Annotated in this window: 3 protein-coding genes; all 3 read right to left on the reverse strand. The window is 39.5% G+C overall.

The window, feature by feature from the left end; all coding sequences use genetic code 11:
- Positions 1 to 72: 72 nt before the first annotated feature.
- Positions 73 to 9,294 (reverse strand): beta strand repeat-containing protein, encoded by a 9,222-nt coding sequence (locus FBR08_RS15265; protein WP_158963645.1) that lies wholly within the window; start codon positions 9,292 to 9,294, stop codon positions 73 to 75.
- A gap of 73 nt (positions 9,295 to 9,367) precedes the next feature.
- A complete protein-coding gene (locus FBR08_RS15270; RefSeq protein ID WP_158963647.1) occupies positions 9,368 to 10,843 on the reverse strand; it encodes a hypothetical protein in 1,476 nt (491 codons plus the stop codon).
- A gap of 57 nt (positions 10,844 to 10,900) precedes the next feature.
- On the reverse strand, positions 10,901 to 20,569 hold the full coding sequence (locus FBR08_RS15275) for a beta strand repeat-containing protein (protein WP_158963649.1): 9,669 nt from the start codon (positions 20,567 to 20,569) through the stop codon (positions 10,901 to 10,903).
- Positions 20,570 to 20,938: the final 369 nt, after the last annotated feature.

The raw sequence follows: 20,938 nt of genomic DNA on the forward strand, positions 1-20,938 counted from the left end.
TTTTATAAAAAAATTAGTAAATGGCTCTACTTTAGGTACATACCTATCGCAGAGCCATTCTTATCTATCCAGTTATTCGCGAACGCCAAACATAATGTTCATATAACTATCTGTAGCTACATCAACATTTCTATTAACTGTATACTTCAGCATACCGTCATTTGAAATTTCAACTTCGCTAAAGATGTATTCATCATAATAGATCACATAGTAATCAAGTGCTGTTTTAGCTAAAACAGGTAAACTAGCTTGTTGTGCTCCTGGATTTACCGCTTTTGGTGTTCCGTATTGGTCTTTATAAAAATTGTATACGTTTACTTGTACATTTCGCTCTCCTGGTTTCACTCGGATGTAAAAAGAAGGAGCATAGAAGAACTTCGGCATTGCCACAGAACCACCTGCTGGTTTTTGGAAAGAAGCCCCTCCACTTCCATCTGAGGTCAAAACGTATCCATCAGGTGTATTGCTACTTCCATCGCCTTTTGAACTAATTTTATCGGCGTGTACCCCTTGGTCTTTGATTGCGGCATCATACACTGAATTGCTTCTCAATTGGCCAAATCCCACAGCATTATTAGCCATATGTGAATACCCAATAGATCCATCTTTTACTTTTAGATCAACAGTCTTTAGTACAGCTTGTGTTCCGTTGGTTACTTCTATGGTTGTACTGCCATTTAAATTCCCTCTGGTCACATCTGCGCCAGTTGGAGCCTTAAACTCAACTGTTCCATTGGATTGAACCGTTAAAACATGGCCTGTAGTTGCCCCTGTTCCATCAATTTTAGAAGCAGTAATTCCCTTGTCTTTTACAACATTGCCATAAATAGATTCTGGCTTAATTTTGTCATAGGTTACCGCATTGGTCTTAATTTTTACTTCTGTTACCGCATCATTGGCTAATTTAGCATTGCTAACAGCACCATCAGCAATCGCTCTTGACATTACAGCTCCAGTAGTAAAGTGTCCATCTTGAAGTTGAGCTCTTTTAATTTTAGTTGCCGTTACCGCTTCCTCGCCAATTTTGCTTGTAATCACAGCACCATCTGCTAAATATTTTGTCTCAAGGGATTCCGTTTTAATTCCCAATTGTACATCATGAGGTACACTATTCACTCCTTGAACCACGCTAATTGGCGTCGTATCCCCGTGAATTTTACCTGTCAGTTCCGCTGCACCTTGTTCTAAAAAGGCTACCCCTCCACGGCCATCGGATGTTAGTACATGACCGCTTCTTATGAAACCAGTCGTTGTTTTAGAACTTAACTTTTCAGCCGTTACGTTTCTATCTGCAATTTTCAATTGGGTTACAGCATTCGGACCTAATTTTGATTCCGATACACCTTCATCCATGATGCTTACAGTGGCTTCTGCTAATAAAGCGTGAGCAGCTCCAGTACCAGTCACCGTGATTCCTACTCCACCTGTTAAGCGTTTTCCAGATTCACCAATCATATCAATCATATTGACCAATTCAACACCACCTTGTCCATCTGTACCCAATATTAGTCCATATTCAGCATCTTCTGTCCCCATTTTATCTAGGGTTACATTACGAGCAGCAATATGTTCTTTTTTAATTCCACTTGTAGCTACATTGATGCTTATATCCTGTAAAGCTGCTTTATTTGCTGCTGGTGAAACGGTAATCGAAGGACCTGCAAGCAAGGCTTTCCCTTGTGTCGTTGCGAGTACTTCAAAAGATTGGAATACGGCATTTCCATTGCCATCGGCAGTTAGTACCGTTCCAGTAGGTGCGTTATTTGCACCAGCTATAGCACTAATTTTCGCTGGTGTAACGGCTTTATCTTTAATGTGTTTATTCGCTACTCCTTCTGCTGCAATAACAATTGAGGTTTCTGCTAACAAGGCTTTGTTGCCTGCTGAAACCACAAGGGATTCATCAGAAGTTAAATCTTCCCCTTGTCCTTCAAAAGCGGTATTGCTCAGTGCTTTAAAAGCTACGGTTCCATCACTATTAGCGGTTAACACGGTATTTTCATCTGCCGTTCCAGCGCTAATTTTCGCTGTTGTTACAGCCCCTGCAGCCAATTTAGTTGTTCCAATTCCACCTTCCGCTACATCGATATTCGTTGGAGCTAACACTGCATTTAATCCATCTGTATCATTCGTAAAAGTTAAGGCAGTACCTAGTACTAGATCTGCTCCACCTGCTTGTACGGCATCTTTAAAGGCATAATCAAATCCACCTTGTCCATCCGTTATCAAGATGAAATCTCTGGATTTATTGACCCCACCAACTTTAGAACTCAATTTATTACTGGTAACACTTGTATTGGCAATACCGAGTGTAACATCTTTTAGTAAGCTATTAATTCCGTTTCCATTAGTGATTTGGATAATTTCGTCTGTGGTTAAATTACCAGCGGTATCTGTCACGATATCGCCCAGTTCACCCCAAATTACTTCGCCATCTCCTCTTGTAACTAATACACTGGCTGATGCAATCCCCGCTGCCGAAATTTTATCTGTCGTAACCGCATTAGCCCCTAATTGGGTATTGGTTACAGCACCATCAGCTAATTGAGTGGATGTAATTCCTTGGTCTTTAATCCCAATTTTCACATCCGCCAATACTTTATCTACACCATTATCTGTTACCGTCACAACGCCATCCGTTGTAATCTTCCCTTTGTTGGCAATTTTAGCGGGAGTAATGGGCTCATAATTTACCGTTGTACCATTGGCAGCTACCATAGCCACCGCATTGGCAGGGGCTCCACCCCCGTGTAATTTAATTGCTTGAATGGAGTTATTTGCAAGTCCTATTGTAACATCGGACAATACTTTACCTTCCCCATTATCGGATACGGTAATACTATCATCTGTGCTAATATTTCCTTTTCCTGTAAGGATTTCAGTAGAAAGTGTTTGATAAACTACTTCTCCTGCAGCATTAGCCGTGGCTATGCGATTAGCCAAACCTGTTCCTGCAGTAAGTTTTGTGGCTTCAATGGTAGTATCAGCAATATTTGCATTTTTAACAGTACCTGCTGCAATGTGTTTGCCTTTTACGCCTCCATCGTTAATTTTCAAAATGGCTTGCGTACCATCCGCACCAAAAAGAACATTCGCTCCTCCTTCAACAAGGATACCTTCTTGTCCGATTAAATCAGCATTCATCAGTGGTGTAATGGCATCTTCCATTGTTTTGAATCCGACATTACCTGAACCATCGGCTGTTAATACAGTTCCCTCTGCTTCACCCTCTGCGCTAATTTTAGCTTTGGATATGGCTTTGTTTTGGATATGTGTATGGTCAATTCCACCTGCTTTTACTTGTAAAGAGAAAGGCTGTAATACGGCTTTAGACGCGTCGCCCACAACTTCTAACGAACCATCTACCCCCAAAGCTTTACCTTGTAGCACGGCAGCCATCGGTTGATACCTAACTGTACCATCTCCTTGCGCTACGGGAACATAGTTTTCTTTCCCTTCTCCCGCATACAGTTTGCTTTCGGTAACGGCTAAGTTTTTAATTTTCGCTGTAGTGACTCCTTCATTTTTCAATGCAATATTCATTGTCTGTAAAGCAGCTTGTTCCCCCCCGGTTACTTCGATAGCAGTATCACCCGTTACCGTTTTACCTTGTGCTAAGACGGTGGTATAAATATCATTTTGTACCGTCGTGTCATTTAAAATTTCGGTAAAATGTTCAATTACCGTTCCCACGATATCAATCGTTGCCACTGCATCATTGGATGCTTTGTTGTAAAAGACATATTTTCCAGGTTCATTGGAATCAATACGCATGGTGTTGGCATCAAAATCTACGCCTTGCCCAATGATATTTCCCTCTTTATCTACATCATTTTCATTAAAATAGGTGAATTTACCATTGCCGTTATCACGCAATAGTGTAATTCGCTCTTGCGTATTGACAATGGTTTCAATAATATCACTGCTTGCATCTACCCATTCTACTTTACCTTCGGTATTGGTTACCAACAATTGCCCAACCACACCTGGCGCAATTTTAGCCGGGGTAATTCCCTCATTTGTAACGGCAATTTGAACCGCTTCTAAAACAGATTTCGTACCACCTACTAGAGTGATTGAACTATCGGAAGGGGTTAACGCTTTTCCTTGTGCGGCTACGGTATTGTAAATTTCCTCTTTTACCGTAGATTCCTGTAGTATTTCACTAATATGTTCAATAACTGAACCTTTTACATCAATGGTAGCTAAAGGGACCGTTGCACTAGTCGCATCGTAAAATTCATATTTATTATCCAGTGTTTCTACAATGGTTAATGTATTGGCATCAAAAGTTACCCCCGTAGCATTCGGCTTGAGATTCCCGTTTTTATCTACTTCATTTTCATTGAAATAAGTAAAAGAACCATTTTCATTATCACGTAATAAAGTTATTGCTTCATTGGTTTGAATAATCGTAGTCAAAATAGGATCATTAGCACCTAACCAGGTTACAGTTCCACTAGCATCCGTACCCAAAATATGTCTTGGTTCATCACCAATCATTTTAGCCGCAGTAACGGCTTGATTTTGAATATTAGCTGTAGCAACTGCATCAACAGCCAATTTATCGTTGGTAATTCCGCCTGCTAAAATATCGATTGTTACATCTGCAAGAGCTGCGTGTTCCCCTCCTTGTACGTCAACAGCCGAAGATCCAACGATTGGTTTACCCGAATTTCCGATAATTTGGCCTAAGGTTTTAAACTCCGTTCCTCCATTGCCATTTGACGTTAATACAAAACCTGCGGCTTTGTTCGTACCAATCTTATCTTCTGTTACAGCTTTCGAAGCGATATGTCCATTTTTAATTCCAGCTGCTGCAACCGTTACATCCAACGGTTGTAGGGTTGCTTTATTTCCTGCTGGCACAGCAATAGACTGGTCGGATGAAGATACCGTTTGTCCTTGTATAAGAGCGACTTCATTTAACGGTTTAAAGGTTGTATTACCCGATCCATCAGCTGTTAATACAGCTCCATTAACTGCTGCTTCCGCATTAATTTTACCAACAGTAACCGATTGATTGGATAAATGTTGCGTTTTCACTCCACTATTGGCAATGCTAATCGTAAGTTCACTCAATAACGCTTTATTATCTTCCGGAATTGATAGAGATCCATCTGTTTTTAAATCGGCTTCCGCCCCTTCAAAAGCAGTTTCGTTTATTTTTCTATAGGCTACATTCCCTTGTCCATCTGCAGTTAATACTGCATTTTCATCTGCACCAACGGCATTGATTTTAGCTAGAGTTACTGCACCATCGGCTAATTTAGCTGTAGAGATCCCTCCTTGTTTCACATCCAAAGATACGGGAGCTAAAACGGCATTAAGCCCGTTTGTTCCATCGATAAAATCTAAGGAAGTTCCTAAATTTAAGTCAGTACCTCCCGCCTGAACGGCTTCTTTTTCTACATAGTCAAATCCACCAGCACCATCTGTAACCAACAACATATCGCGTACGACAATTCCGTCTACATCAATAGAGAATAACTTTTCTTTGGTTATACTTTGGTCTTTAATTCCCAGTTTCACATCGTTAAACAAAGTATTTATTCCATCACCTGTTTGAATTTCAACAATGCCATCTGTCGTTAAATTACCTGCAGCATCCGTCACTAAATCATCGAGTTCCCCCCATTTGATCTCGCGATTATCATCAATCACTAAAACTCGCTTCGCTGGTTCAGTCCCTGGAGATAATTTATCAATCGTTATGGTATTTAGCGCAATCTGATCATTTGTAAGGGTGTTATCTGCAATTTGCCCCGCTGTAACGGTCTTACCCGCAATTTGGCTGGCTGTAATGGAATTGGCTTCAATACTTAGGTCTACATTCCCCAATACTTTAGCAGTACCATTATCGACTTTGATTATACCATCCGTTGTAATATCTCCTTTGTCCGTAATTGCAGCTGCATCTAGCACTTTATAAGTAACCGTTCCATTAGCATTCACTGTGGCAACTGCACCTGCTGTTGCACCTGTTGCATCTAGTTTCGCAGCAGTAACGGATTGGTCTTTAATTCCTAAATGTACATTACCCAATACTTTTCCTGTACCATTATCTACCGTTACGATATTATCTGTAGTAATATCACCTTTGCCTGTAATTGCAGCAGGTGTTAAGGCTTGATAAGTTACTGTTCCATCCGCATTTACGGTTGCCACATGTCCTGCAGTTTCACCAGTCGCATCAAACTTTTCAGCTTTAATTGATTGATGTCCCAAGTGGTCATTGGCAATTCCTCCCGCATTAATTTCGATGGTTACTTCTTTCGTTGCATCACCAAATAAAACATTTTCCCCTCCAGTTACGTTGATTACTCCATCTTCTCCTACTAGATCACCTTGCATCGCTGGCGCTACCACTGATTGAGGTGCTTTATAAGCGGTATTCCCCAATCCGTCAGCCGTTAATACAGCTCCATTAGCAACTCCTGTCGCATCCATTTTAGCCGCTGTAATAGTTTTGTTTTTAATCTTCCTTTCTGTTACCCCTCCTTCTTCAATATTAATCGTCACGGCATTCAATACCGCTTGATTACCACCTGTTATAGCAATAGACCCATCATTACTTCCTATTTTCTTTCCTTGAGCTGCAACAGTGTGATAGATATCGTTCTGTACCGTGGTATCATTTAAGATTTGCGTGATATTTTCAATAACACTTTCGGCAACATCAATCGTGGCAATAGGTGTTGTAGCACTTGTTTTATCGTAAAATTTAAAGGTATTATCGGCTGCTTTTTCAATACGCAACGTATTGGCATCAAATTTTACCCCTTGCCCTATAATTACATCTCCATTGGCATCAACGCCCTGTTCATTGTAATAGGTAAAGGTTCCATCTCCGCCGTCTACCAGCACCGTAACTATTTCGTTGTGTTCAACGATTTCTTTGATGATGGCATCAGAAGCATCTACCCATTTAACTGCGCCATTATCGTCTGTAATTAAGAGTTGTTTGTTTCCGCCTGGTGCAATTTTTATTGGGGTAATTCCCGCATTGGCCACGGAAATTTGCATTTCGTTTAATACCGCTTGCGTTCCATTGTCCACTTGAATCGAACCATCCGCAGCTGTTGCCGCTTTTCCTTGGGCTGCTACGGTGTTATAGATATCGTTCTGTACCGTGGTATCATTTAAGATTTGCGTGATATTTTCAATAACACTTTCGGCAACATCAATCGTAGCAATAGGTGTTGTAGCACTTGTTTTATCGTAAAATTTAAAGGTATTATCGGCTGTTTTTTCAATACGCAACGTATTGGCATCAAACTTTACCCCTTGCCCTATAATTACATCTCCATTGGCATCAACGCCCTTTTCATTGTAATAGGTAAAGGTTCCATCTCCGCCGTCTACCAGTACCGTAACTATTTCGTTGTGTTCAACGATTTCTTTGATGATGGCATCAGAAGCATCTACCCATTTAACTGCGCCATTATCGTCTGTAATTAAGAGTTGTTTGTTTCCGCCTGGTGCAATTTTTATTGGTGTAATTCCCGCATTGGCCACGGAAATTTGCATTTCGTTTAATACCGCTTGCGTTCCATTGTCCACTTGAATCGAACCATCCGCAGCTGTTGCCGCTTTTCCTTGGGCTGCTACGGTGTTATAGATATCGTTCTGTACCGTAGTATCATTTAAGATTTGCGTGATATTTTCAATAACACTTTCGGCAACATCAATCGTGGCAATAGGTGTTGTAGCACTTGTTTTATCGTAAAATTTAAAGGTGTTATCGGCTGCTTTTTCAATACGCAACGTATTGGCATCAAACTTTACCCCTTGTCCTATAATTACATCTCCATTGGCATCAACGCCCTGTTCATTGTAATAGGTAAAGGTTCCATCTCCACCATCTACTAATAGCGTAACCGTTTCATTGTGTTCAACGATTTCTTTGATGATATCATCGGTTGCATCTACCCATTTAACTGCGCCATTATCGTCTGTAATTAAGAGTTGTTTGTTTCCGCCTGGTGCAATTTTTATTGGTGTTACTGCATTATTTTTTAATTTATAGGTATTAACCGATCCGTCTAATATCTTCGCTTCTGTAACCGCATCATCTGCAATCGTCAAGGTCATATCCTTCAAAACAGCATGAGGCACTTCCGCTTGATTATTTATAAGGATTCCATTTCCTTTTAAAGAAGCTGTACTCCCTTGTGCTTGTTCTATTTTTTGAATAATACTGTCTAAGATATCTTGTATATTATCCCCTTGAATACTCGTTGAATTATTCTCATATACAATAGCCTTCGCACGCGTATTGATGGTCATTAATGGATTTTGAAGAGAAGTTGCTCCATCGTAAAAATCAAAAATTCCTTTTCCTGCGCTTCCTGTTCTTTCTTGAATACGCAACGTATTGGCATCGAATTTCACTCCCCTACCTTGAATTAGATCTCCATTGGCATCTACGCCTTTTTCATTGTAATAGGTAAAGGTTCCATCCCCCCCATCTACTAATAGCGTAACCGTTTCATTGTGTTCTACGGCTTCTTTGATGATATCATCGGTTGCATCTACCCATTTAACTGCGCCATTATCGTCTGTGACTAAGAGTTGTTTATTGGCTCCTGGCTGAATTTTGGCAGGGGTAATTCCTTGATTTTTAACACTCAATTGCGTTGCTGTTAAAACGGATTTTTGCCCACCAATCACCTCAATACTGCTATCTCCTGTTAGTGGTTTCGCATGAGCTGTAATCGATTGAACAATTTCCTCAATAACAGTGTCTTGATTGAGAATCACTGAAATATTATTAATGACATCAGCTAGAACATCAATCGTTGTTATTGTTTTATCTTCTGATGTATAAACGTATTTTCCTTGTCCGCTCGCGGTTAATGTTGTAACTAGGTTAATATCCGCTAAAGGCACTGACACGACATTATCCTTTGAATCGCGCAAGAATAGACTTTGCTGAGTCACATTTACAGCTAATTCTTCATTAATTGCTAAATCTTCTAATAAATCATCGGTTGAAGCAATTAATCTCACCCAACGATTATCAAACCAGTAGTAATAGCCTGGTTTTAGATCGCTATTGTCTGTTGTATTAAACAACAATAAACTATTAGGGGTATTTTTACCGTTAATAGTAGAGTTATCTGTTGCAGAGGCTAATGGAATCCTAGGGATTAGAACTCCTTTATAGCTTCCTTCTTTAGCTTCTACATCTAATAAAGCAGATGCATTCGGATTTGCAGTTCCAATCCCCACCTGTGCAAATGCAAAACCCGACATCATTAATAACGCAACTGAAAGTACATTTTTTTTCATAAACAACTATTTATATCAATTCTGTATTTTTTCTATATTATTCAACTCGAACACCAGGGTATTCTATTTTTAACTATCTCAAATAGGGCGCATTTTGATCCTTCACTTGAATCTGCGGATTGATAGTTGCCCCACAAGCGATTCCCGTAATTCGAATGGTAGCGGGTTGTGCTTTTGTGCCATCTCGAGCCTCTACGATATAGTGAACTTCGGCTACATCTCCAGGCTCAAAATTTCCATTCGTTAGGGTCAAGGTTACTTCCTCATTTCTCGAGGAGTATTCCCATCGTCCTACGTTGGATTGTGTATACGAAGTTCCTACTTCACTACCACTACTATCCAAAAATTTAAAAGAGCTAGCATTGACTGAAAAATCAGCTTCTTCAAATAAGGATACTGAGATTGCTGCATTTCTACTATTTCCGTTATCACTCACACACATTTTGTCTGTTACATCAGGGAGAATCAACGCATTGGGAATCGATACTTTTACGTTTCGAATGATTGTTTTTTGTTGGGTAAAATTGCCTGTTGCAGCACTAAATCCAATTTTTACCCGATGCGGAATAGGAGCGCTAAAATCATAGAGGTCGTTTAATTTGTCAAACGTTTTAAAGTTTGTCTCGTATTGAAAGCGATCAATCAGCATAATTTCTCTACTACCTTCGATTGCTTTTACCGTGACATACATGCCATTTCCATTGCTCACGGGCTCTAGCTCGACTCTAATTTTCTGAAAATTAGGATTGGCTTCAGATCCGCCGTTACCGACGTCAAAACTGGCGGCATCGCTGTTAAAGCCAAAGTTGTATTGTCCTGTTCTATAGTTGAGGGTCGCCATGGATACATCCGTTGAATTTGCAGAAAAGCCCCCAAAATATTTGGTCAACAGAACGGGATTTCCGTTAAACCCTCCTCCTTGACGAAAATCAGCATGAGCACCTCTTAGCGTTACGTGATTGGCTCTGTATCGCCCAAAATCTGCTTGACTAAATCCGGCATCGGAAAATCGCTGAGCAGAAATACCTTCTCTTCTGTATTCATTATTCTCAAAGTGTTTGTGAAATCCACCACCGATATCAAATCCTACGGCTAGATAAGCGCCCAACACTCCTTTTTTTCTTCCTAGGTTACTATTGGCTTCGTTATAGGCATATCCCAAAGCCTCAAATCCATACCCTATCTCAAAAGAGCGCGAGGCATCAAAGATAAAAAAGGTCATCCCTTCCCCTTTACCATAAGCAGCGGGTGGTACAGAGGCCATTGCATATTCAAACTCTACGGTAAGCCCTTCTCTTAAATCGATTTCTAAATTATCCAATGCAATAGCGCTATAAGACACTCGATCTCTAGTAAGTACTGTCCCTTCTGAGGTATAGCGTTGATATCCATTGGGAGCATTTCCTCCGGGGTCCGTTTTCGACACAACTCCTGGAGGTGGACTTCCATTTCCGTCGGTTAACGGAAAAGTAACCGTTCCACTTCTCGTTTGTGCTTGTGCTGTTAGTAAACAGAAACAAGCGATTATCGCATATAAATACTTTTTCATCTGTTGCTTATTAATCAAACGCACAGTAGAACAAAATCTACTGTGAGTTATGAATCCTTATTTTACTTCTAAAACGATATTGAAAAACGTTCTCCCCGTAGGTTGCGCGCCTGATCTCATTTTATAGGTCATCACCCCATCATTACTCATATTTACATCATAAAAAATAGTCGTATCATAATAGGTCACGTGATAGTTTAATTCGCCTCTGCCCATTACAGGTAAAGAAGCATTAGATCCCGCTCCAGAGTTGGACACCATCGGACTACTGAATTGATCTCTATATTCGTCATAGACACGTAGTGTACCTGATCCGCCAGAAACAATCTGCACGTACATTGCAGGTAAGTAAAAGAATTTAGGCATTCCTGCTTCACTACTTCCTCCACCTTGCGGAGCTTCAAATGTGGCACCACCACTTCCATTTGCAGTTAATACATACCCTGAGCGTGCACTTCCTGAAGCGATTTTACGCTCTTCAATTCCCTTGTCTTTCACCACATTGGTGTGAATGGCATCAACCTGTATTTCATTATATCCCACTGCATTCGTTGCTATTTTCTCATTGGTAATCGCACTATTCTTAATGACAGAACCATAGACAGATTCGTTATCTAATTGATTGAATCCAACGGCATTATTCCCAATTTTATCTCTAGTTATGGCTTGATTTTTAATCACACTTCCATACACGGAGTTTGCTTTCAATTGAGCAAATCCAACAGCATCATTATCAATATGTTGTGTATCAATGGAGCCATCTCTAATATCCAATCGAACATCGCGCATTACAGCATTAGCACCATTGGTTACTTTCACTGGTCCATCTCCATATAATTCACCTGAACCCGTATTTCCAGAAGCTGCTCTAAAAGTGGCACCTCCAGAGCCATTTGCAGTTAATACATACCCTGAACTGGCGTTTCCTGAATTGATTTTTTCTACTTTTACCCCCTTATCTTGAAGAATTCCATCGTATACTGAATTATTTCTCAACTGGTTGTATCCTACAGAATTAGTCGCCATTTTTTCATAAGTCACCCCACCATTTGCAAGTTCTCCTGTTCCAACTGCTTGCGCTCCAATTTTAGCACTGGTTACCGCTTTGTCTTTTAATTCATTCGTATTTACGGCTTCATTCCCAATTTTAGCATTGGTAATAGCTCCATTTTTAATTTCGGCCGTTCCAACAGCATCAGTTGCAATGTGTTTGGTTTTGATTCCGCCGCTTTTTATATCTAACGTAATATCTTTCAATACCGCTTGACTACCATTGGTAATGGCAAATAAATCCGATTCCTTACTCGTCAAATCACCTCTAGAGATTGTAGTTCCCGTTGGTGCTTTAAAAGAGACATTACCATTAGATTCTACCGTTAGTACATGTCCTATCGTTGCCGTTTCAGCATTGATTTTTGCAACAGTTACGGCTTTATTACCTAATGCTCGATTACTCACCGCTCCACCAGCAAAATGCTGTTCTTCAATATTTTGAATATAAATATGGTTCTTTCTAATTGCTGAATTAGCAATTTTAGTATGGGTGATCGTGCCTTCTGCTATTTTTTCACCTGTCACTGCAGCTGTATCTAGTTCGGCAGTTCCTACCGCTTTAGCTTCGATGGTTCTTGCATTCACAGCACCACTAGCAATTTTCACATTGTCAATACCGTGATTCGCTACGCTAATTTTCACATCTTGCAACGCGGCTTTTACACCTCCCACTATTGCAATACCGGCGCCTTCTTGTATATTTTTCCCTGCACCTGTAATTGCATCAGTGATGCTAGAGAACTGAGCTGCACCTTGTCCATCAGCCGTTAAGACCAATCCTCCACTCACTCCCGATGTACCAATTTTGTTTGCGGTTATTTCCCTTAAACCAATGTGTTTGTTCTCTACTCCTTCATTGGCAATTTTAATATTCAAATTTTGTAAAGTAGCTTTGTTGTTGCTTGTTACACTAAGTGAACCATCAGAAGTCACTGCTTTTCCTTGTGTACTAGCTAAATCATTTAGCGTTTTAAAAGCCGTATTTCCACTGCCATCCGCAGCTAATAACGTACCATTCGCCGCATTGGTTGTACCTACCTTAGAACTAATCTTATTGTTGGTAACCGCTAAATTGTCAATGTGTTGGTTTTTTACTCCCGCAGTTGCAATTGCAATGCTTGTTTGTTGTAGCAAAGCTTTATTATTAGCTGCCACTTGGATGGAATTATCAGACACCAAATTGGCACCATTTCCAGCAAATGCATTTTCATTTAATGCTTCATAGGCAACTGTTCCATTACCTTGCGCCGTTAACACAGTGTGTGCTGTAGCATTTCCTGATGAAATTTTACCTACTGTTACCGAACCCTCTGCTAATTTTGCCGATGCTACTCCTCCGTCTTTGATATCAATTTTAGTAGGAACGAGTACGGCATTTAATCCAGTGGTTCCCTCAGTAAATTCTAAAGCAGTTCCAACTTTCAAATCAACACCCCCTACTTCTACTGCATCGCGAAAAGCAAAATCAAATCCGCCTTGTCCGTCTGTAACTAATACATAATCAATAGGTACATTGGTTGCGCCTTCTTTGGAGCTCAGTTTATTTATTGTTATGCTATTTTCAGCAATACTCAATTTTACATCTTTCAATAGCGTATTTACTCCATTTCCATTCGTCATCTGTATAATGTCATCCGTGGTTAGATTTCCAGCTGTATCCGTTACGATATCGCCTAACTCACCCCATCTCACTTCGTTATTTTCACCACTAATTAACACGCTTCTTGCTGTAACTCCTGCTGACGATAATTTATTCGCAGTAATGGTTACATCGTCCACTTTTTCGTTTGTTACCGCTTTATCCGCTAATTTCGCTGTTCCGATTCCCTTCTCTTTAATTCCAAGTGTAACATCTTGCAACACTTTGCCAACGCCATTTTCTGAAACTGTAATAACCCCATCTGTAGAAATATTTCCTTTGTTGGTGATGCGATCTGTTGTAAATGGTAAATAACTCACAGATACCCCATTAGCCCCAACAGTTGCTACTGCGCCCTCAACAGCTCCACCACCATCTAATTTCGTAGCTTTGATTGAATGATCATTAATACTTAATCTTACATCTTCTAATACTTTCCCTACTCCATTATTTGAAGCGGCAATAATACCATCTGTTGTAATATTTCCTTTTTCAGTTAAGCTTTGTGTAGATAGCATTTGATACGTTACGTTGCCTTCATCATCTGCCACAGCCACGCGATTAACAGCTCCAATACCCGCAGTTAACTTATTTGCCTGAATCGTTTTATTCACCAAGTGATCATTTTGAATCACTTGATTCGCAATATGAGTACCTGTTACTCCCCCTTCGTTAATTCTTACTTTTACTTGTGTTGTATTATCGCCAAAAAGGACATTTCCTCCATTTTCAATTACCAAAGAAGGATCACTTACTAAATCCCCTTGCATGGCGGGTGCCACAATTGTATTAGCTGAGGTAAATGCTGCATTTCCAGATCCGTCAGCAGCTAATACAGTACCTCTTACGGCCTCTTGCGAATTAATTTTACCTGCTGTAACGGAAAGGTTTTTTAGGTGTTTATTTTCAATACCGCTGTTTTTTACTTGCAATCCAATGTTTTCCAACACGGCTCTAGATGCATCGCCATTACCTGTAATTTCAAGCGACGTATCAACAGCTAAAGGTTGTCCAGTAACAGCTACCGTCATCGGTTGATACGCAACAGAACCGTCATTTTGTACGATAGGTACATAATTGACTTTATCCGCACCGGCCCATAGCTTATCAGCGGTAATTGCCTTTTCAGCTACTTTTTCCGTTGTTACCCCTCCATTTTTCAAACCGATCATCATTTCAGCAAGCGCGGCTTTTGTTCCTCCTGTAATCTCTATGGCTTGATCTGAAGTTACATTTTTCCCTTGTGCAGCTACAACATTGAAAATTTCTTGTTTTACTGAAATATGATTCAACAATTCAGTAATATTCTCTATCACTGTTCCTGGAATATCAATAATCGCTATAGGATCTGTTTGTGATTTATCATAAAAAGCATAAGCACCATTTCCTTGATCTTCAATCGTTAAGGTATTCGCATCAAATACTACACCTGTTCCAACAATAGCTCCATTTGCGTCAATAGCTGCTTCGTTATAATAGACAAAAGTTCCATTATCAAGCGCTTCCAAAATCGTTACTTTTTCATTTTCTTGTACAATTTCTTTGATAATCGGATCTGATTTATCTATCCATTGTGCTTTTCCAGCTTCATTAGTAAGGAGTAATTGTTTCGCATTTCCCCCTTTTATCTTTGCTGGAGTAACTGCTTCATCTGCAATACTCAACGTAATATCTTTGAAAACGGCATCCGTTGCTGTCCCTTGCCCATTTATCAAAATACCATCACCTGACAAAGGTGCTTTTGCTATTTGGAGGTTTTCTATTTGTTCAATTTTTAGCATTAAGCTAAGAATAGCTTCTTCCACATTATTATAGGTAATGCTATTATCTTCAAAAACAATCGATTTGGCTCTGGTATCAATCGTAGCTAAAATCGTTTGTCCTGTAAGATCAGCTTTATCTCTAAACTCATATACAAAAGGCTGTGGCTGTCTGATTGATAGCGTATTTGCATCAAACACTACCCCCCTAGCATTAGGTTTAAGATTACCTGAGCTATCTACTTGTTCTTCATTATAATACGTCATTGTACCATCGCCATTATCCACTAAACGCGTAATAGATTCATTCGATTCAACAATGATTTTAATCAATTCATCACTTGTTCCCACCCATTTCACTACACCTTGATTATCTGTTGCGAGAATTTTATTACTCCCATCCGGTGCAATTTTTGCCGTTGTAACCGCGTTGTCTCTTATTTTCAATGTAGAAACAGCCGCGTTGGCTATCTTCATTTCTGTAATTCCAAAATTGGACACATCAAGGGTCACATCTTGTAAAGCTGCATGTTCTCCCCCTGTTACCGTAATCGAGGGACCACTTTTAATTTCTTTACCAGCACCACTTAAAACATCACCTAAAGCTTTGAATTCAGCACCTCCTTGTGCGTTTGAGGTTAATACTAATCCCTCACCTGCATCTAAAGAACCTATTTTAGCAGCAGTTACCGCTTGTGCATCAAGGTGTTTCGTTTTAATTCCACTTGTTGCTACATCGATACTCAGCGCTTGTAAAGCGGCTTTATTCTCAGCAATGTCTAACGTTTGCTCTGCAGAAGTAATCGCTTTACCTTGTTCATCTGCAAGGGCATTCAGTGTTTTAAAACTTGTATTTCCGAAGCCATCGGCACTTAATACCGTTCCATTTGCGGCAGCTTCTGAGTTAATTTTACCTACAGTAACGGCTTGATTTGCTAAGTGTTGATTTTGAACACCGCTGGTTGCAATTCCGATAACTGTTTCACTTAATACCGCTTTATTATCCAAGGGAATCTGCAAAGATCCATCAGATTTCAACTCCGCTTCCGCTCCTTCAAAAGCGGCTTCGTTTATTTTTTTATAGGCTACATTTCCTTGTCCATCTGCAGTTAACACCGCATTTTCGTCTGCCCCTTGTGCAGAAATTTTCGCTGTTGTTACCGCTTGATCTGCTAATTTACCTTCGGTAATTCCTCCTGCTTTTACATCCAAAGACATCGGAGCTAAAACAGCATTCAGCCCATTGGTTCCATCAATAAAGTCTAGAGCTGTTCCCAAGTTTAAATCCACACCTCCAGCCTGAACGGCTTGCTTCTCTACATAGTCAAATCCTCCAGCACCATCTGTAACCAACAACATATCGCGCACGATATTAACATTGCCTTCTTTAGAGAGTAATTTAGATTTCGGAATACTATTTTCTCTAATTCCCAATTTCACATCATTGAATAGCGCATTAACTCCATCTCCTTCTCTGATTTCAATAATTGCATCTGTCTTTAAATTACCCGCAGCATCCGTTACTAAATCATCTAATTCTCCCCATTTTACCACCCCAAATTCATCAATCACCATCACGCGTTTTGGTGGCTCATTTCCTGCTGAAATTTTGTCTACCGTAATGGTATTTAGTGCAATCTGATCATTAGTAATGGTATGATCTGCAATTTGAGTTGCGGTAATTGATTGTTCTGCAATGCTCAACTTCGCTTCTTTTAATAGGGTATTGTCTAGTTGAGTCAATCCATCTACTTGAATAATACCATCCGTTTTCAACGCAGCTTTATCCGTTAGGTTTTCCCCTTTTAGTGGTTGATAAGACACAGTTCCGTCGGCCTGAGCTGTAGCTACGCTACCTTGTTGAGCGCCTTGTGAACTCAATTTAGCAGCTGTAACTGAAGTATTCTCAATACCTAAATGGACGTTACTCAATACTTTTCCTTGCCCCTGATCCGATACAGAGATAATGCCATCACTTGTTATATTGCCTTTATCTGCAATACTACCCGCCTGGATGGGCGAATAACTCACGGTACCATCCGGATTTACTGTGGCTACCGTTCCTGCTTGTTCTCCAACCGCATTCAATTTCGTTGCCTGAATCGTTTGGTTGGCGATATTATCATTAGTTATGGTTCGGTTTCCGATGTGTTCCCCTTTTACCCCACCTTTATTAATGGCAATGGTTACTTTCTTGGTCGTGTCACCAAACAGTACATTTTCACCTCCTCCTAAAATAGAAATCACGCCTGCTTCTCCTGCTAAGTCTCCTTGCATGGCAGGTCGAACTGCTTCACTCGCCGGTTGAAAATACGCTTTCTCTAAACCATCTGCTGTTAGCAATGTTCCTTTTAAGGCTGTTTCTGAATTTATCTTTGCTGGTGTTACAGCACCTTCAGCTAAGTGTTGTGTCTGAACTCCCTCTTCCTTGATGTTAATTGTAACGCCATTCAGTACTGCTTTTTCCCCACCGGTAATGGATAAAGAAGCATCTGTACTCTCCATTTCTTTTCCTTTATTTGCTACCGTGGTATAAATCGAATTTTGAACGTGAGTATCTTGTAAGATCTGATCAATATTATTAATCACACTTGCCGTAACATTAAGGGTGTAAATAGGCGTTGTATCGCTTGATTTATCAAAGAAATTATAAACCCCAGTTCCCTTTCCTTGTGCATCGGGTACTTCTTCAATGCGCAGTGTATTGGCGCTAAAAGTAACTCCGTTTTCAGGAGCAACTAAGACCCCCTCTTTATCGAAACAAGCTTCGTTATAATAGGTAAATGTTCCATCATTGTTATCTTCTACATAGGTAACGGCTTGATTTCCCTTTAAGATTTCTTTGATGATGGGATCTGTGGCATCCATCCATTGCACTTCTCTATTTTCATTGGTCACCAACAGTTGTCCTTTTTTTACTCCTGGCGCAATTTTCTCCGTTGTCACGGCTTGTGGTGCAATTGTTATTGTTGTTACTCCATCAGGAGCAATTGCCAACTGCATCTCATTTAATGTTGCTTTTTCTCCACCAACAATTGCTATAGAACCATTGACAGATGTTACATCTTTACCTTGAGCTGCTACAGTTTCAAAAATTTCCTCACGTACTTCTTCTTTACTTAAGATTTCAGTAATATTTTCAATTACAGTACCTAAAATATCGATTTCAGCTAAAGCGACTCCCGTTCTTGTATTGCCATCACGGAAAACGTACTTTCCAGCACCATTATCCGCAATCGTCAGCGTATTGGCGTCAAAAGAAACACCAGTACCTGTTATTTGCCCGTCTTTATCAACGTTTTCTTCATTGTAATAAACGAATGTTCCTTTGTTTTGATCTACCGTTAGAATCGTGATTTTTTCATTATAATCAACAATTTCTTTGATTACTTCATCTGATGCAGGTACCCATTCTACTTGTCCATTTTTAGTAACCAAGATAAATTTATCTCCTCCTGGCGCCATTTTAATGGGAGTAATTCCCTGATTAGCAACCGATAGTTTAGTTGCATGCAAGACCGCTGCTCCCCCTCCTTCAACTAAGATTGAAGCATCTTCATTGGTTAAAGCTTTACCTTCAGCTGCAATTTTTTGATAAATTTCTTCAACAACCGTTTGATTATCGAGAATTTCTGTAATATTTTCGATAACTGTTCCTACAATATCAATTTCTGCTAATGGAGTTCCCATTTGCGTTTTTTTATCGCGGAAAATGTATTTCCCTTGACCATTATCGGTAATGGTCAACGTATTGGCATCAAAAAGCACACCTGCACCAATTAAAGCACCTGTTGCATCAAAATCACTCTCGTTGTAGTAAATAAAAGTTCCATTATTCGCAGCAGTATCTAAAATGGTAATGGTTTCATTTTGCGTTACCACTTCTTTCATAATCTCATCCGTTACCGGAATCCATTGTACTTCATTATTCTTCGTTACCAATAAATGTTTATCGGCTCCTGGTGCAATTTTAGCAGAAGTAACCGCTTTATCGTTTATTTTATAGGTGGTAACTGCGTTATTTGCTAGCTTTCTTTCTGAAATGGCACCATCTGCTATAGTCAATAAAACATCTTTGAGTACAGCCCCGGCCAAACTTGCATCTCCGTTAATTAAAATTCCTTCTCCAGTTAAAGGAGAGGGTCTTGTTTGTGCCACTTCAATCTTATTGATGATATTTTCAATTATACTTTGCAAGTTATCGCCTTCGATAATCGTACTGCTATTGTCGATAAAAATTGAATTGGCACGCGTACTAATCGTAATTAAAGGATTTTCTAGCGAAGTCATTCCATCGTAAAAATCGTAGATTCCACGTTCTGAATTCCCTTCTCTTTCTTTAATTCTCAATGTATTGGCATCAAATATCACACCTTGACCACGAATAGGTAATCCTGTTTGACTGTCGATTGCATTTTCATTATAATAGGTAAAAGTTCCATTGTGATTATCTTCTAGAATAGTCACACGCTCATTCGTTCGCACTGCCTCTTTGATTACTTCATCCGTAACCGTTACCCACTTCACATCACCTGTAGCATCCGTTACCAAAAGTTGTTTGGTATTTCCTGGTTTTATTTTAGCTGTAGTAATACTACTGTCTTTAATTTTAAGTGAGGTCGGGTTTAACACCGCTTTTTCACCTCCCGTTACCTCAATAATATCATCTCCAGTCATATTCTTTGCCTGAAGCGTAATGGCCTGAACGATTTCATTTACTACGGTCTCATTTTGGAGAATAGTTGTTATATTTTGAATGACATCTGCGGGAACATCAATTTCCGTTTGAGTTTGATCTTCTGAGGTATAAGTATATTTCCCTTCTCCATTTGGTTGGAGCGTAGTTAGGATGTTGACATCAGCCAAAGGAACCGCTACAACGTGATTTTTAGAATCGCGTAAGAAAAGTGTTTCCTCTGTTGGATTAACTGCTAGCTCTTCGTTTTTTGCTACATCTTTTAGAAAATCATCTGTAGAAGTAATTAAACGCACCCAGCGATTGGTAAACCAATAGTAGTAACCTGGTTTTAAAACCTCACTATCTGTAGTATTGAAAACAAGCAAGCTGTTTGGTGTTTTTCCTCCATTAACATTAGCGTTATCTTCTATTGACAGCAAAGGAACTCGCGGAATGAGAACTCCTTTGTAATTTCCTGCTTTTGCTTCCACATCCAAAAGTGCAGCTGGATTGGGATTGGCCGTACCAATACCTACCTGTGCGAATGTGAAACCTGACATCATAAGTAACGCGACTGAAAGTACATTTTTTTTCATAAACTACTATTTATTTCAATTTTTCATTATCTTTTAGAAAGAAAACTACTAAAAAACCAATTTTTCTTTACTATTATTATAGTAATCAAATATTATACCAAATCGTAACTATTTTAATTTTATGTTATTTTTTTAAAAAAAATAGTTTTATATATTTTTGTAACACCTTAAAAATCAATATTTTTCATTCTATAAATAACAGAACCTAACTTTATTAAAAAATCATCCGAACAACTCTCCCTTACAGTTTGTAGATAATTCATAATTTTTCAGCACTTTTTCAATTATACGCGGCCAAACTTCTTGATCTAGCGTCTAACTTCCTTTCTATATTTTTTCATAATTTTAAACCTATTTTATAGTTTAAAA

Origin of the sequence: Myroides fluvii (assembly GCF_009792295.1) — a bacterium.
Taxonomy (GTDB): domain Bacteria; phylum Bacteroidota; class Bacteroidia; order Flavobacteriales; family Flavobacteriaceae; genus Flavobacterium; species Flavobacterium fluvii_A.